Annotated in this window: 12 protein-coding genes; 4 read left to right on the top strand and 8 right to left on the bottom strand. The window is 38.8% G+C overall.

All coding sequences use genetic code 11. The annotated features are described in order from the left end of the window. Positions 1 to 135: 135 nt before the first annotated feature. The 6 genes from ACFE90_RS00370 to ACFE90_RS00345 all read right to left on the bottom strand — a co-directional run bounded on the left by ACFE90_RS00370 (position 136) and on the right by ACFE90_RS00345 (position 7,348). Positions 136 to 963 (bottom strand): hypothetical protein, encoded by an 828-nt coding sequence (locus ACFE90_RS00370; protein WP_375496701.1) that lies wholly within the window; start codon positions 961 to 963, stop codon positions 136 to 138. Positions 964 to 1,253: 290 nt separating this feature from the next. Beyond that, the gene (locus ACFE90_RS00365) at positions 1,254 to 2,357 is read right to left on the bottom strand and encodes a hypothetical protein (RefSeq protein ID WP_375496699.1); all 1,104 of its coding nucleotides are present in this window, start codon (positions 2,355 to 2,357) and stop codon (positions 1,254 to 1,256) included. 146 nt (positions 2,358 to 2,503) lie between these two features. After that, a complete protein-coding gene (locus ACFE90_RS00360; protein ID WP_375496697.1) occupies positions 2,504 to 3,361 on the bottom strand; it encodes a hypothetical protein in 858 nt (285 codons plus the stop codon). A gap of 271 nt (positions 3,362 to 3,632) precedes the next feature. After that, the gene (locus ACFE90_RS00355; RefSeq protein WP_375496695.1) at positions 3,633 to 6,380 is read right to left on the bottom strand and encodes a hypothetical protein; all 2,748 of its coding nucleotides are present in this window, start codon (positions 6,378 to 6,380) and stop codon (positions 3,633 to 3,635) included. Beyond that, complete coding sequence (locus ACFE90_RS00350; protein WP_375496693.1) at positions 6,334 to 6,705, bottom strand: hypothetical protein; 372 nt, start codon at positions 6,703 to 6,705, stop codon at positions 6,334 to 6,336. The genes ACFE90_RS00355 and ACFE90_RS00350 overlap by 47 nt, the downstream gene beginning before the upstream one ends. Positions 6,706 to 6,730: 25 nt before the next feature. Further along, positions 6,731 to 7,348 carry a hypothetical protein gene (locus ACFE90_RS00345; RefSeq protein WP_375496691.1) on the bottom strand — a complete coding sequence of 206 codons (618 nt, stop codon included), beginning with the start codon at positions 7,346 to 7,348 and terminating at the stop codon, positions 6,731 to 6,733. A 1,520-nt stretch (positions 7,349 to 8,868) separates the two neighbouring features. Between ACFE90_RS00345 and ACFE90_RS00340 the strand changes: the two genes are divergently transcribed. The 3 genes from ACFE90_RS00340 to ACFE90_RS00330 all read left to right on the top strand — a co-directional run bounded on the left by ACFE90_RS00340 (position 8,869) and on the right by ACFE90_RS00330 (position 10,804). Further along, positions 8,869 to 9,192, top strand: a complete 324-nt coding sequence (locus ACFE90_RS00340) for a hypothetical protein (RefSeq protein WP_375496689.1) — start codon at positions 8,869 to 8,871, stop codon at positions 9,190 to 9,192. Between the two features lie 747 nt (positions 9,193 to 9,939). Continuing rightward, positions 9,940 to 10,368, top strand: a complete 429-nt coding sequence (locus tag ACFE90_RS00335; protein WP_375496687.1) for a hypothetical protein — start codon at positions 9,940 to 9,942, stop codon at positions 10,366 to 10,368. Positions 10,369 to 10,570: 202 nt separating this feature from the next. Then, the gene (locus tag ACFE90_RS00330; protein WP_375496685.1) at positions 10,571 to 10,804 is read left to right on the top strand and encodes a DUF3134 domain-containing protein; all 234 of its coding nucleotides are present in this window, start codon (positions 10,571 to 10,573) and stop codon (positions 10,802 to 10,804) included. Between the two features lie 225 nt (positions 10,805 to 11,029). Here the strand turns inward: ACFE90_RS00330 and ACFE90_RS00325 are convergent, their stop codons facing one another. Continuing rightward, complete coding sequence (locus ACFE90_RS00325) at positions 11,030 to 12,301, bottom strand: murein transglycosylase A (RefSeq protein ID WP_375496683.1); 1,272 nt, start codon at positions 12,299 to 12,301, stop codon at positions 11,030 to 11,032. 113 nt (positions 12,302 to 12,414) lie between these two features. After that, a complete protein-coding gene (locus ACFE90_RS00320; protein ID WP_375496681.1) occupies positions 12,415 to 13,755 on the bottom strand; it encodes a proton extrusion protein PcxA in 1,341 nt (446 codons plus the stop codon). A gap of 87 nt (positions 13,756 to 13,842) precedes the next feature. Between ACFE90_RS00320 and ACFE90_RS00315 the strand changes: the two genes are divergently transcribed. Further along, positions 13,843 to 16,020, top strand: coding sequence for a recombinase family protein (locus tag ACFE90_RS00315; RefSeq protein ID WP_375496679.1), 2,178 nt, complete (start codon positions 13,843 to 13,845; stop codon positions 16,018 to 16,020). The last annotated feature ends 5 nt before the right edge of the window (positions 16,021 to 16,025 follow it).

The raw sequence follows: 16,025 nt of genomic DNA, 5'->3' as shown, positions 1-16,025 counted from the left end.
AAATTGAATTAGTGAATTAGAAATCTATAAATTTTATTTAGTTCTTATTTGATTTTTTAAAAAACTCTGTAAAACTCGAAAAGGCTAATTTTCTACTACCCAGTACGCGATTAATCGCGTTTTCTCCTTAGTTACTCATCTGATAAAGCTATCAGATGTTTGTCCAGCCCCGCATTGTGTAAATTTATTATTGTCAACGCTGTTGTTGCCATCTAGCAAACATAAATTACGAACTTCATAAATTTCTAATCTATCAGCGCGGACACTATAAATTGCTTTTTGCAAGTTTGTGCCGTTCTCGCCTTGGGGGTTACCAAAATAATCTGCCGCACGTACAAGTAAATCTTTGTTAAAAGGAGTTATAAGTCTTGCACCACCAACTCGGTTTTTTTGAATTAAGTCGGCTACCATACCCACTCGCCACTTACCTGGTGCAATTTGTTTTGGCGGATAAACCCGCTTAATAACTAATTGTGATGTCATAGCTTGGCTAGGATTTTCAGAGAAAACTTCTGCCGGTGTCATTTCTGCAACTGTGCTTAAGAAACCTTTGCGAAAGTCTTCGGATAAGGCAAAACTAGCTACCCAACTGCTGGTACTAACTTTTTGGCTACCCCCTTGAGGTGTTTGAATAAGAACTCCTAAATCTGGTTTGGGGTTTGCAACTTCTTCGATATTTTGTGCTGGTAAGGTTCCAGACCAGCTAAACATTGATATCATCGTTTTGCTGATGAATTGGCGAATTGCTTCTGGATCTCTTGCTAAATCATCGATATTACCTACTGGTTTACCGTCTATTAATTGCACAAAGTTGGGAGGTTTTCTCAGACTGAGTTGGCGAATATTTAGCCCTTGTAATAAGAATAAAAATAAAACTAATATATGTAAACTGAAGGTTGCGATCGCAAAAATTGTCAAAACACTTGCCGTCGTTCTTTGTCTTTTTTCCAGTAAACGCACCATTTACTCACCTCTTCTGCAAAAAACTTCAGTTATTATATATTAATTATAGAGCTATTTTATACAGAAACTTCCGATAACTCAAATTCTAGGCTAATAGCTAAAGTCCGTTTTAACGGATTAGAACCTTTGCTCAGTCGTCTTTAGATGACTTTTGCTATTAGACTCATAATTTATTCTAAGGCGGGCTAAATGAGTATCAAATAGCCCTGATATTAATTACAATTTGCATACAATTCAGCAGTTACGACACTTCTCAAAATTTTATTCATTTTGAATTTTGAATTTTGAATTTATATCCTCTCCCTTACTAAAGAAGCTGTATTGCTGATACCACTGAAGAGTGCAAAACCGCCAGCAGCAGCCACAAGTAACGATAAAATTGGTGCTAAAACTCCCAGAAAAATTATAAACCACATTAAGTCTGGCTCAACAGGAACACTCTTACCTAGTTCATTTATAAAAACTGCTTGACCTGGCCCATTTACAATAACTTTGGCAGTCTCAACAGCAATAATATTGAATGAAATCTTGGCGATTCCAATAGATAAAAATCCGGTTAGCCATGCAAAAATTGGTTTACCAGCTACAGGTAGTAAAGACGCACCTACGGCTATTGGCCCTAAAAGTGCTATCAGTAACATAGTAGCTTCTATCAAATTCTGGAAGGCATATTGCAAGGAAACTAAAAAGTTTTTGATGCTTGTTTGCACTGTAGAACCTAACAAAGAATTAAATGAGGTTTCTGATATGCCACCGACAGAACTAATATTATTTATCTGTTTTACCTTACCTTCTAGTCTACTTATCCAGGCTCTAGATTCTCCGTATTTCAACTTATATTGCCCCAAAAGAAGGTTGATTCTTCTGGCAGCTTCATTAAAGCATATACTTTGTTGTTCACCAGTTAGCGATTGGCAAGGACGCAGAAAAGAACCAGTTACTTCTTCTGCAATACTCATATTCAGTGCTTGTTGGTAAATTTGACCCGCATCTGCTGATACCAGTACTTTCTCATTCACATTGTTTAAAACATACCGTACTCCCAGTGTCAGATTAGAAAGGAGACTTCCTTTACCTGCATTACTTAAGAGAAGCACCACCACAAAAGGCCAGATTAAAGCTGATATTGGACGACTATATTCGTAGGATATTAAGTCTCTGAGGAATTGTATCATAAAAAATAACAGGGTTCCTACCGCAAAAAAAGTACCGAGATTTGTTAGCGCTCCATACAAGGTACTAGTACTGTCAGTGTTATTTTGTAATAAATCCAGCCATTGTTGATTCCAACCATCGGCAATACTTTGGGAAGTTGCGTCACCATTATTGAGAACGTTATTAATGCCTAGTTGGTTGGGTAGTTGGGCAAAAATTAGTTGAATAGCAAGTTGCATTTTGAGTTGATGGGCTGTTTTTTTTAGATTTAGTAGGGTGAGTTAGCGACAGGTAACGCTCCCTACCAAACTGTTTTTTAGATTTGCTGTTAATTTGTAATAAGTTTAAGGATTTTGAAAATTGATTGTATGGAAAATTAGAGTTTTTATATTTTCAAATCCGACTTATCAACTTTTTTTTCACTGGGACTCCGAAACAAATCTAGTTGAGAAGTAGCTCGTAAAAGTCGCGCCGCTTCTGTAGATGTATCTACTCTCCGAGCGCGATTTGCCTCTTCTGCCTGCTGAGAAATGTTTGCTAAATTTAAATTAGAATATTGTAAAGACTGATTCGTTTGTATTGACTGGGCAAATGTTTCGGCTACGATTTTTGCTTGTAATTTTTGCATTAGGATGGTTTCGCTGTTTGGATTTAGCAATGTATTTGCCAAGTTTTGTATACCCTGACATGTTGCTGTTGCTACAGCAGTAGAACCACCACCACTACCACAAGATATAGGTGGTAATGGGTTACTGCCAGAACTAGAATTGTCAACAAGTTCCTCCTGCATACTTTGTAACTTTCCTTGTATCCGACTTTGTGCATTTTTACCAAGAACACCTTCCGCTATTCCACGAGTAATTAAACGATTGAGTTCATTACCAACTAAATTTCCCCGTACTGCTGCATTATTTTCAAAGCGGCTTGCTCTAGACTCTGAACTATGAGATTTCTGACTCAGAGAGTTGTTAATCACCTCATTACGAACCTTTTGTCCCGCAGCGATGGGGTTAGGTATTTTCAATTCTCCTTCGTTACTAGCCTCAGTGAGAGCCTTTTGACTTTCTAACTCTAGAGGGTTTAAGTTTTCGCTTAGATTATATCGAAAGTAATCTTGTAAATCTTTGGAATATGATTGAAAATCACTCCAAACTTGGCCTACTAGCGTTTGGTCTTGTTGTGCCATTACTGGTAGGATTGCCAGGGATAGCAACGTAAGAGTAAAAATGGTAGTTTTTCGCATACATTTGTGCCTAAAAAAGGTAGACGACATTAATTAGCAAGTCATAAATTTAGCTTTTTAACTATAGCGGTTCTCGACCCCGTGAGGTACAATTTGACCTCACTTCCATTCCTCTCTCCTTTTAGGAGAGAGGCTTTGAACTGTTCCCCCTTCCCGCTTCGGGAAGAGGGTTAGGGGATTAGGTCTATTTGCATACTTGTACCTCACCGGATTGAAAATGGCTATATGATTTATAACTTTTTGAATCACGTTAACTGCTTACAGAACCCGATTAACTACTACGCAGATTAGCCACTAACTGACGTGCAAATGCAGAAATGGCTTCATATTTATCGCTATGAAGCTGCATCATTTTACTACGTGCAGTTTGTTCAGAGGGGTTATTAGCAACTGCTGCCAATTGTTCGTAACCTGGATAATAACGACAGAATGTATAAATACCGTTATCATCTAACAACCATTGGCTATAAACGCCTTCTTTGCGGGGAAAGAAGCTTTCTGAGGCATTACGAGCAATAATGTTGCGGGGATATTTTAAGATATCTGCAAAACTATCAACTGCAACTGGTTGAATGCGTCCAATCAATCGTGTTGTCAAGTTTTGCAAAATCTTAGATGCAGCTTTAGATTTGGCAATTGTATCAGGATCTTGTCCTGATAAGATGACTCTGATACCGGCTTTAGCGCCGTTTGCACAAACTCTGCCAACCAAGTCAGAAATTTGCTCGAATTCAAATAGAATTGGTGCTTCGTCAATGAAGAATATAGAAGCTGGACTACCTAATGCGCGTCGTAATGCTGCTGAATAGGCACTCAGAGATAGTACGGCTGCATCTTCACTATCTGATAGGTTTCTCAGAGCAAAAACTAAAAGTTGTGCATCGGTAGGAAAGCTAGATGGTGCAGAAATCGCTTGTCCCACGCGGCTAGAAAGCCAAAATCGCAAGCGCAGCTGAATTTGACTAAGGGCGTCTTCTACTCTGCCAGTTAAAGTATTTAGCTGCAAGTGTTCTGATGAACAGAAAAACAGAAAATCTTTTAAGGTAGGGGTTTTCAGCCAAGCCTGAGTGCCAAATCCCCCCGCCATCGCTTGTCGATATCGCTCTTTGATGCCCTCATCAGCAAAGAAGGCTTCTAAAGCTAAATTGAGGAGCGATCGCACGGTTTGCGATAAAATTTGACTTTCAGTCGATGATCCTAAAACCATTGTCATCAACGCTGATTCTAGGAAGGCGGTATAATCGTTAAAGCGATCGCGCTGTTGTTCTGGATCTAGCGATCGTAAGTCTGGCTGTTCAAATAAGTTATTCGATTGTTTGGAGATATCAAAGTACGCTCCATTAGCCCCCATAAACTCTGTGTAATCAGTGAAAGTAGATGTCCCATCAGGTTTCGGGAAATCTAATGCCACAACCGGAATCCCATGCGCCAAAGCCTGAGTTAAAATCCCTGATACCAACACCGATTTACCAGCACGAGTTGTCGCAAACAAAGCTAAATTTTTGTGTTGATTAAACAAATCTAAATGTACCGGTGTTCCGCCTTCTTCAGCAATCAACTCAAAACCTTGTCTATCACCTCGTTTTGTTAAAACTAAAGGCATTAATCCGGGAACTTCACTTGTTAAATATAGCTGGCGACGATTGAAAGGTGTCGCTAACAAACCTTCCCAAACTATTGGGAGAGTTTGCAGCCAAATTTTCCAGGCGTACTCACTTTCCCTAATTACTTTTGCTGGACGTTGAAAACAGTTTTCAATATATCTTGTTGCCTCATCTAATTTATCGACAGTTGGACGATGTACCAAAATCACGATACTCGTATAAATCGGAACTGCACCTTCAAATAATTGTTCTTGTGCTGCTACCGATTTCTTCAACTTTAATTGCGCGTTGACATCAATAGTTTTACTTTTTTCTTGAGCCATGATTGTTGTCATGTTTGACTGTTTCAAGACTCGTTGTAAAGTAGTTTTCACCAATGCCGGATTTGCCGCAGTCAACTCACAAAAAATTTCTGTATCTACTACTGTTTCTCTGGCCAACAGTTCCCATAAATATCGCAGTTGAGTAGATTTATTTGGCCAACCTCCGGGTTTTTCCAGAAATGACATTACGCCAATATAACGATTGTTAACATTGACCCAACGGCGATCGGCACAAGGTACGCTAGACTCCATCAGCAAAGTTGTGCCGTGGATATTGTCTAGAAGCAATTTAGTACTAGCTAAATCTGAATTAACTTGCTCGTGCAACCCTTCTTCATCTAAAGTCATCAACTGGGGAATAGGTATTGGCTGCGTATCATTAAACCTTTTCCAGATTCCCTCCCAGAGTTCATCAGCTTTTAAAGGTTTGACATCCAATCCCATTTGGTTAGATAAAATTTGTTCCCAGCGTAAAAAACCCTGCTTGTAAGCATTTATTATCAGCGTTTCAATGCGCTGGTTTTCTACTTCTGAGAGATCCCCTTTGAATTTTAACCACCATGATTCAGCTCTAACTAAAAGTTTCTCTATCCAATCATCTGCATTTTTAGAGTTGGATTCAATGGTGTAAGTGACATAAATCCGCAAAAATTTCGGCTTACGAACACCAGATATAGTTAATTCTTTGATTCTGGCTCTTTCTGCCATCAACAAATATTTGATATCTCGTGATGGTGCATTTCTGATTAGCGATACTAATTCTTTTTGACGCTCTTTGTCTGAACTAAAAGACCCCAAATGCAGTGTCATTCTTTCACCGCTAGGAATGTCTTTCAATCCGGCTTCAATGTTATTAAAAAGTGTATCGATTTGTTCAGGTCTTAAAGTGGTATGAATTCCCTTACAGTCAAAACCAAAAACAAAGCAAAACCGATCTCTTTGAGTGCCTTTTGTCAAAAGATAAGCGCCAATATCACGTCCATTCATTGCCACACGTAGCATTGTCGCCAAGTGCAAGGCATCTTCAAATGGTGTTAATCTACCTTCATTTCCGGCGACGCCGACGCTTTGTTTTCCGATTTTTTGCTTCATGGTTAACTTCCAATAAGCTTTGATAACGAGCAAAGCCTCTTGTCCAAGTGGGAACGCCTATAAATTTACTTAAAAAACTCCAACTCCTACCACCAGTTAAGATCCACCAAGTTCCGATTCCCCAACCAGTCATTAGTACTGTCCACAACCACTTTTGAAATTCTTCTTGGAAAAGACCGCCAAAAATTCCATTGATAATAAAATAGGAGGCTAAGGCAATTACCGTCCAAGGAAGTATTTGATCGGCAGGGATTGGCCCTAATGAGGGTTGGCTTCCTAGAACCTGATTGACTGGACGAAATTCTTGTTCCCGCTCTTGAGACATTTGAAATATGAAATATCTAAATTATTTACTGCCCTTGTTGTGGGCCAAGTATAAAGCGTGTGAGTACATCAGCAATGGTAACAGCAACAACGACTAATAGAGGAGTTCTGGCAATACTTTGCCAATCTTCATCCTTACGCACTGCGTTAATCACACCAACTAGGGAGATTGCAATATAGAGTAAGAAAATCGCCCGCAACACACTAAATATCAAAGTTATTGGGGCGCTTGCATCACGAACTCCTGTTGGATCCCTAAACTGATTTTTGAAATAGTTTTCAGCTTGCACAAAAAACTGTGCTTGTGCAGGGGCTGCAAACCAGTCTAACCAATACAAGCTCAGAATTACGGCTGCTGCTAAAATTTGTAATATTATTAGCGATCGCCTTGGTAAATTCACTTGCTGCCCAATTTGCTGGGTGATAACTGCAATTAAACTAGCAACTAGTAAACAAAAAAGCAAAATAGGACTATTTAAGCTAATAACGCTTATAAGTACAGCACAAGCAATCAAAAAGGGTACAGATTCCCCCAGAATAATCAAGCTGGATTTCAGCCCCAGTCTTAACTTATGAGATCCTTTGAGTGCGCTACCAGTTAAAGCTTTGAAAAAGTTTCTCTTGTGAGAACTTTGTCTAGACATTGCTAATTTTCCTATGGTGTACTTGAGTGTTTATTGTCTAAAAACTTACAATAAATTTACAATTAAATCAATTTAACATGATTTAACATTTATTTTTAATAAAATTATAAATTTTCCAGGAAAATGTTACCTTGGATACAAAATATTATTCATTTAAGTTAATTAAATATTAATTTTGGTTCTAATGGAAAATATGCATGGTTTGAGAAACTAGGTTTCAAGCTTAAAACCAGAACTGCTACGACCCTTTTAAGCTCTTTGTATCCTAGCGCTTTTGCCTCAATTAGAGATTGGTAAATCCGGTAGAAAAGCGAGACAATGCTTGGGAGCATAGCTACAAGTTCTATAAGAAACATTTTATTACTCCAACCTACCGTTTTATAAGGATAATACTTTATAAAACATACTACATTAATTGCTACAAGGTTGGGGGAGTTCACAGCGTTGTAGCTAAACTATCCCATCTGCACAGTCCTTTGGGAATAATTCTGGAGATTTATTATGTTAACATTACCAATCGATGTGTTTAATTTTAGTCTACCGTCACTAGCAGAAAATAGACTACGCTTTATACTTTTGGCTAAATACCGCAATTCTATTTGATTTTTGAGAAAATACTTAAAGGTTATTAAGTTATGTTTGCGACTAAGTGCAGGTGGCGTCATCTGGATAAAATCAATAACAAAGTTTATTAAACTTACGCATTGACAAGAAATACCAAATAAAGTTTAAAAATCACATTTTTACGTAAGCGTACAGCATTGCTATGCCCCCATAGTATGGGCTATTTGCGATCGCAGGATAATTAACAAAAGCCTAAAACAACTTATTAGCTAAATTTCTCAGCTATATTTTACGAAGCCTACGCAACTAATAAAATGCTGAAATAACGTATTTCCACTGATACACACGTTAACTAATTTGTAAACTGCTTAAATTATAAAATACTTATTAACACCTCTAATAAAAGGCTTAATTAATAAGGAAAACCATATACAAGTGAAAGCTTTGGTTTTTCTCTGTTGACAAAATAAAAACGTTACAAAAACCACTTTTAAAACACCTCTAAATTCCATAAATATATTTAAATTCCTTAATCATTTCATAATAGAATCATGACTTTTGCTTTACCTTAACATTCTAGTGTTGATTTTGTTAGCGAAATTTAACAGCTATTAGCTATAGCATTTTTCAAAGATTCGTATAATCATGACTTTCTTTACTTAGCATCTTAGTAGTAGCTTGTGGCAAACTGCTGTGCATCTACATTAAAGAAAGTGATTCTCGTAATTTCAGATAAAATTGCCATCCTAAATTAAGTAAGTGGGTAAAATTAAACATGGCTTTTTAACAGGGAATAAGAGACTGATAACGTGAATTTAGGCATGATTCATAGCATTTAGTAATTACTCCCTTAATACGAAAGCAAGTGAATGTTTATTTATATAAACTTACTTGAGAATGTAGAGCTTTTCACTAGCAAAAATATGTATGTAAGCGAGTCGATTAGCAATAGCTAAATGCACTCTATATATTTAGTTTTTTGCTTTTTAATTGGTTTGACTGACCAAGATCCAAGTCCTCGGCGGATTAAACTCGTAGTCAATGATCCAACAGCTGCAAATGCTTACCCCCTTGTTAGCGCATCTTACCTGGTATTTTATGACAAATACGCAGACGTTAAGGTAGCAAATGGGATTAAAGGATTCATCGGCTGGGCTTTAGGAACCACCGCCGCGGACAATATAGCTACAGATCGTGGCTATGCTCCTCTTCCAACTGCGATTAAAACTCTGTCTAATGGTGTTGTCAATACTTACGTGAATGATGCCTTGAATCCATAATTGCGTGAATACCATTTTTGGTTTTAACCGCCCTTGCCTCCTTTAGATTTATAAATATCTTAGACAGGATATGAAGATGATGCCCCGGGATTATATTTACAATCCTGGGGATTTATTTAAGCGATTATTTATGTCAATAACTCGTAAAGATGCTCTTAATTTTTAGAAAATATAAGGCAATAAATAAATGGGTATAAATAAATATCAGAGAGTTTGTGATTGCGATCGCTTTTAGGCGTTTTAATATTCTACGAAATGAAGCGATCGCAATAACTATTTATTTTTTAGCTATGAGTAAGCTTAGTAAAAATTAAAACTACTTAATAAATATATTTCCTAATCTAAAAATCACAATTGAATACAACCCTACCGTTCTGGGTAACGCAATATGTATGGGTCAGAGGAGTTAAAAAAAGTTCAACGATCAACTATGTTATGATCGGGTATGTTGAGAAATATTTTCGGTCATGTGACTGAGTATATGGACGCCTCTCCGAATCTAAATCTCTACACAATTTGATTCTAGAGGTGTTTTATGTCAGTTTATTTTGCTGTATTGGAATACACTGGGTGAAACTGGTACATCTAACAGATAGTAAACTAGAATGCTACTTACTTCAGCTAGATTTATATCTCCGACTTATTGAAGAAGCCGAGGATGTGGGCAGTAACTTTTGATTAAGTAAGTGGGATTGGACAGCAAAGTGCATCACAAACCCAGACAACATACGAATAATACTTGAACTTATGCCAACGGATATAATTACCCGTCCTGAATCCCTGACAGAAGATTGCTTTTTTACTTATGCCCTTGGGACTGATTTGCATGATACTAATTCGACTGCCCAATATTTACGCAGAATCAGGAAAGAAGATAAACCCTATATCGACATAGCTGTTTCTCCCAGGCCGGGCTATCGATTTGAGGTCTGCCTTATCCCTGTTGAAGGGTTCGCTCAAGAAACAATATTGACAAAAGATGGGTTCGCCAAAGCTTTAGCGATTATTTGTGCTGTATCTAACAAAGCTAGGAAGCGATTCCCCTCAGGAAATGGACAAGAAATTGTCCGGTGTCAATTTAGCAACTTAGCTGATGCAGTCGCTGTAGCGAACAGATTGTCTGCATTACCATCTGATATGTATGAAACTCTCGCCAAGGTGTCAAATACCTTGTAAGATCGCGTCCGCTTGAAGATTTATTATTAGGACTGACGCGAAGACATTTTAATGGTAAGTAATTAGACGGATAAAAGAATAAAAAACTCAATGGTTCGTATTTAATCTGTTGAGAAAAGACTTGTTATACAAGGCTTTTGACCCTAGTGGACAATTTTCCTGTTTTTGCACACTGACCCATAATTCAAAGTGAGTTTTTTTTATGCCTATAAGCCCTTTGCGTGAAGAACCTCGTAACCAGCGAGCGCCTGTAATTCGTACAAGTAATGAGTTTATTCTCTTAGAATGGTTAAAGTCAACTGGTCGTTTAATAGAACGGGAACATCAAGAATCTGAGTATTTAAATGAAGTAGAAGAAATTTCAGAAATGATAGACCTTGACGATATTCCTTACGATCATGACGATGATGATGGTGACATGGATATAGAAGGGTAGTACCGCTACGCAAAAGTCAAAAGTAAAAAATCCTGTATTTTAAGGCTTTGAACGATTGAGAATAGTATCTTCATTTCTGCCACGCTGTACTAGTAGGGTAATTCGTAATTCATAATTACCCTAGGCATTTCATTGATTTGGAATGTGTAATTTGTTTATCCGGAAAGGTTAAGAATCCCGACTTTTTAAAGAGGTCGGGATTCTTAGTATTAAAATGCAGTGTGTTTAATTTTTGGACTTGAGTAATAGATAAAATAATTGTCCATTGCTGACTGTGACACCAGCGCGATCGCCTGCTAATTTACCAGTACCTAAAAAATAATCTACCCTACCTGCACCTTTAATTGCACCTCCGGTATCTTGGTCAAGAACATAGCGACTAACGATGCGCTCCTCCATTTTTCCGGTAGGATTAACAAAGGGAATGGAAGCGCGAATCAACGCTAAAGCACCAGGAGGCATGAGGGATTTATCTGTAGCGATAGAACGCTCTGCTGTTAGTGGTACGTTAATAGAACCTTGGGCTGGTTCACCGTGATTTTCTTGAAAAAAAACAAAACTGCGATCGCGCGGAATATAAATATTTAATTCTTGGGGATGCTTTTGAAAATAGTCGAGAATAATTGGCATAGTTATACCTTCTAGCGGTAATTTGCCATCATTCACTAATTCTCGGCCAATGCTTGTATAGTTATAAGCGTTATTACCAGCATAGCCGATTGCTGTTTGAGTACCATCAGGAAGCTGAAGTCTCGCTGAACCTTCAATTTGAGCTAGATATGGTTCGAGGCGATCGCGAAACCAAAACAACTCTAATCCTCGTAATTTTCCTTTTACGCTTTGTAAACCATCTGCTCCTTCTAATTCTTCGCGGGTAGGATGAGGCTTAGACCAGGAGTTTAAATCAGGAGGTAATCGATAAACAGGATAACGATATTCTGGTGTGGGGACGCGACTGGCTGCGTAAAGCGGTTCATAATAGGCGGTGAATAAAACGGAACCTTTGGTGTCTTTACCGACTGACTGGTAAAGAACAAATTCCCGCAGGGTAGCTTGATATAATTCTGTTGCAGAATTAGTTTTTAGTAGAAGTTCGCGGAATCTTTTCAAGCTTTTAATGACGCGATCGCGCCTAATCTCAGCTACCGGATAGTTTTGATAAGCAGCCGCAGCATTAGCCGTTTGCAGGTATTGAAGACTGCGAGCGATCGCACTTATCAGCGCCTTTTTGTCTGGTATTTCTCCATAGACAAGTTCATCAAAACAAGAGGCATCACCTTGACAACAAGTGATTGGTAACCTCCGAATTAATGGTGCTTTTTGCTTTTGTGCAGTCAAAGAAACTGGTATATCCCACTTTTTCACGCGACATTCAGGCGGGCTAAGTTCCTGATGCGCTAAAGATTGCATACGCACCAGGAAAATTGACAAAATTACAGGTAAGCTGATGGCGAGAACTTGGTTAAACTTTCCTAACCCAGTAAGTATTTTTCTCATCAAAATTCAAATTTTTGATATTATCCCACTTCCCTAAAATTCAAAATTAATGTAATTTGACAACACTAAAATCTTTCCCTAGTTCCTACTCCCTATTCCCTATTCCCCACTTATTATTCATTCATATTCCGGTAAGTTGCAACAGCTGAAGGTGAGATGCGATTCAAATATCGGAATATCCAATATTTAAATATAGTATCTAAAATTACTGGAAATGTCGCAATAAATAAGAAAATAAAATCTCGATTTGCTGGTAATCCCCAATGACGCGATACACCTTCTAGAAGTACTTCCCAGCCATGAGGAGAGTGGAAACCTACAAATATATCAGTAAACAAAATAATGATAAATGCTTTAGCACTATCACTAAGTCCATAGACAATCCGATCAAAGAAATCTTTAATCACAGCAATAGAAGATTTGCTGACGAGTAAAAGCCAGATAAAAGCACCCACCGAAAAAATATCTGCAAAAACATTTTTGATAGCATTAGAGCTTTCGTGACGAAATTCTTCAGCAAGCTCAACCGCCCTCTTTTTCATTTCAACTTCTATCTGTTCAGGCAACAGTGGCGGGGCATTTTTAATGAAATTTTCAAACTGGAGTTTTTCTTCAAATCTTTGTAATTCTCCTAGTGCTTCCTCTTCCATTTCGGAATTTAGAAATACTTGCATTTGCTCAGTGCCTCTAAACTCCTCAACAACTGGCCCTACTACAAAAGCTTTTGCTATCTGATGCGTCAGAAGTGGTACGATAATTAATAGTAAAATAAACCTAATAGATATTATTGTTCTTCTTTGAGCTTGACGAAAACTTTGGATTACTTCTTGTTCTGAATTAGGATCTAATTCAACTTGCAGACGAGTGATAGTACTTAAAATAGAGCGGGGTAAAACACCTGTTGTATCGACTTTACCCTTTGTTTTTTTCTCCCAGTCTTGAGTTGGTATTTTGGGTGGTAGCGTTGGATTATTGACGAGCAGCGATTTGTCGTCAGATATCACAGGGTTAACTGCTAGATTTTGAGGTTGAACCACTAAAGCTTTGGAATTTCTTTGATCGGAAAGTGTTGTGTATTTGGATATAACTTGATCGATAAAGTTAAGCTTTTCCAAAACCAAAGAAGGACTAAGATACTCTATACCTGTTTTTTCGGCAGCTTTTTGATTCTCTTCATTTAAAAACCAACGGCTTGCTTTCAACTCTGTAAGCCGCATCCTCACAGTTTTTAATAGCTTTTTTAGGTCTGACTCAAAATAATCCATCACGCTGTTACTGTACATGGCTGAGTCAATGTCTATTTTATTACCACTGAAATGCTTGTCTTCTATTTCTTTAATCTTTAATGCTGCATCGTAAGCTTGATTTAAAGAACGTTCAGGAGTTTGTAAGTACCATCGGTAAGTATCAAGTAAGAAAGAATAGATTTTTTGGCTAAAAACAGAGTTTTTCATTGGAGACAATCATCCAGCATTATTTGGTAACTATTAACCTTAAGTTAACGCACGAGGTATACTAGCAAATCTACAAGGAGAAAGTTTGTGGTTTCTCATTCGGTTTGGATTGTTGGCACTAGCCGTAGTGGTAAGACAGCTCGCTTGGTAGAGCAATTTTGTAGTTGGGTACAACCTGAGAAGCAATACACTGAATCATTTTATACTAAAAAACCGGGGCGTAAAAAAGGCGTTCATATACCCGAATTTTTATATCTTAAACAAACAGAGCCAGGAGTTTTAGTCTTAGCTGCTAATGATGATAATCGTCGAGAATTGGGAGATATAATTGTTACATCTACCTTGGGGAAATATCCGGTGCGTGCTAAGACACCGCTAGGTTTTTTTCAGGATGAAGTTATTTTATTTTGGCCATTGCTAATTAACTCGTTGAACCTGAAAGCACAGTTTCCGGTAAGATTGCGCCCAGAAACGGAGCAAGAGCTAGCAACTAAACTCTGGCGTCCCCAATTAGACGAAGAAATTTTACGTGTTGCGGGAGTGAATGAATCTCGCTTAGTGCGTCGCATTCTAGACTTATTGCAATTAGCAGCTTACAGTGGTGTACCTTGCGAAGATATTGCCCAGATTTTGACAAGGGGTCTAGGGGAAAATACTACAACTTTAGAACCGGAATTTCTCGCCTCTTTGCTCCTAGATTGGCGTAACTGGTGTTTAGAGAGGGGATTACTAACTTATGGCATTATTACTGAACTGTATAGTCAGCATTTATTAAGCGATCGCAATTACCAGCAGCACCTAACTAAACGCTATCAAGCGGTATTGGCGGATGATGTAGATGATTATCCTAGCGTAGCGCGTCTTTTGTTTGAGTTGCTATTAGATCAAGGTGCAGTCGGGGCGTTTAGTTACAATCCCGATGGTGCAGTGCGATTGGGATTGGGAGCAGACCCTAACTACCTAGAAGGGTTAGCAGAACGTTGTCGAGTAGAAATCTTGACCGGGCCCCCTCCAGAGTCCCTTGGTGAGCAAGCTAAAGAGATGGTGGAATTACTCACAGAACCTATGGTACTGTTGAGCTTACCAAAAACGGTGCATTCAATTCAAACTACCTCCCGCGCCCAACTATTGCGGCAAACAGCAGAAGTAATTGCTGATGCCATTCAATCACAGCAAGTGCAACCAGAAGAAGTGGCGATTATTGCACCGGGTTTAGATGCGATCGCTCGTTATACTTTAGTAGAAATCCTGGTTAAGCAAAACATTCAAGTAGAATCGCTCAATGACCAACGTCCGTTAATTAGTTCACCCGTTATTCGCGCATTACTTACCATGCTGGCACTAGTTTATCCCGGCTTGGGACGCCTGGTAGATCGGGATGCCGTGGCAGAAATGCTAGTTGTCTTGAGTAGGAAACAACAACCACCAGAAAACTCTACAGACGCGATTAATCGCGTCTCTACCGATATTGATCCGGTACGCGCTGGTTTGATTGCAGATTACTGCTTTGTACCGCATCCCGATCGCCCCAACTTGCTACCAGTGTCAGCCTTCGAGCGCTGGGATAGAATCGGCTATGCAGCAACTACAGCATATAATGAGATATTGCAGTGGTTAGAACAGCAGCGATCGCAACAAGAACTGCGGTTAATTCCCAGTCCCATTTCCCTCTTAGACAGGGCAATTCAACGCTTTTTGTGGAATGGTAGCAATCTCCCCTACGAACAACTAGCAGCATTACGAGAATTATTAGAAACCGCTCAACACTACTGGGAAATTGACACCAGACTACGACAAATTAGCCCAACTGAGACAACACCTCAGACAACTATTATCGAATTCATTCAACTACTGCGACGTGGTACAATCACCGCCAACCCTTACCCTGTACGTCCCATCGGTGGAGCCAGAAAAGCTGTCACCTTAGCAACCATATTTCAATATCGATCTAGTAGGCGATCGCACCGTTGGCATTTTTGGCTGGATGCTGGTTCACCTCTATGGGCGAAAGGTGGTGCAGCAACTTTGTTCGGTGCGCCGTTTTTTCTGCAAGACAGGTTAGGCGAACCTTGGACAGCAGAAGATGAGAAATTGGCAGAAGAACAAAGACTGCAAAGGATTTTGACAGATTTATTGTCTCGTGTATCCGAGAGAGTTTATTTATGTCACAGCGATTTAGCCGTAAATGGACAAGAGCAACTAGGACCGCTATTACCCTTAGTCAATGCTTGTGTAACGGTTATTTCTGACGCTACTGCTAAGTAAGCCTC

This window comes from uncultured Nostoc sp. (assembly GCF_964245445.1).
Classification (GTDB): domain Bacteria; phylum Cyanobacteriota; class Cyanobacteriia; order Cyanobacteriales; family Nostocaceae; genus Nostoc.
The sequence above is the reverse complement of the archived record's forward strand: the minus strand, read 5'-3'. Positions and strand labels throughout refer to the sequence as shown.

Coding starts and splice junctions, on each gene's coding strand:
- ACFE90_RS00365 (WP_375496699.1), bottom strand. CDS start 2,357: ATGCAACTTGCTATTCAACTAATTTTTGCCCAACTACCCAACCAACTA.
- ACFE90_RS00335 (WP_375496687.1), top strand. CDS start 9,940: ATGCCAACGGATATAATTACCCGTCCTGAATCCCTGACAGAAGATTGC.
- ACFE90_RS00320 (WP_375496681.1), bottom strand. CDS start 13,755: ATGAAAAACTCTGTTTTTAGCCAAAAAATCTATTCTTTCTTACTTGAT.
- ACFE90_RS00360 (WP_375496697.1), bottom strand. CDS start 3,361: ATGCGAAAAACTACCATTTTTACTCTTACGTTGCTATCCCTGGCAATC.
- ACFE90_RS00355 (WP_375496695.1), bottom strand. CDS start 6,380: ATGAAGCAAAAAATCGGAAAACAAAGCGTCGGCGTCGCCGGAAATGAA.
- ACFE90_RS00330 (WP_375496685.1), top strand. CDS start 10,571: ATGCCTATAAGCCCTTTGCGTGAAGAACCTCGTAACCAGCGAGCGCCT.
- ACFE90_RS00345 (WP_375496691.1), bottom strand. CDS start 7,348: ATGTCTAGACAAAGTTCTCACAAGAGAAACTTTTTCAAAGCTTTAACT.
- ACFE90_RS00325 (WP_375496683.1), bottom strand. CDS start 12,301: ATGAGAAAAATACTTACTGGGTTAGGAAAGTTTAACCAAGTTCTCGCC.
- ACFE90_RS00340 (WP_375496689.1), top strand. CDS start 8,869: ATGCACTCTATATATTTAGTTTTTTGCTTTTTAATTGGTTTGACTGAC.
- ACFE90_RS00370 (WP_375496701.1), bottom strand. CDS start 963: ATGGTGCGTTTACTGGAAAAAAGACAAAGAACGACGGCAAGTGTTTTG.
- ACFE90_RS00350 (WP_375496693.1), bottom strand. CDS start 6,705: ATGTCTCAAGAGCGGGAACAAGAATTTCGTCCAGTCAATCAGGTTCTA.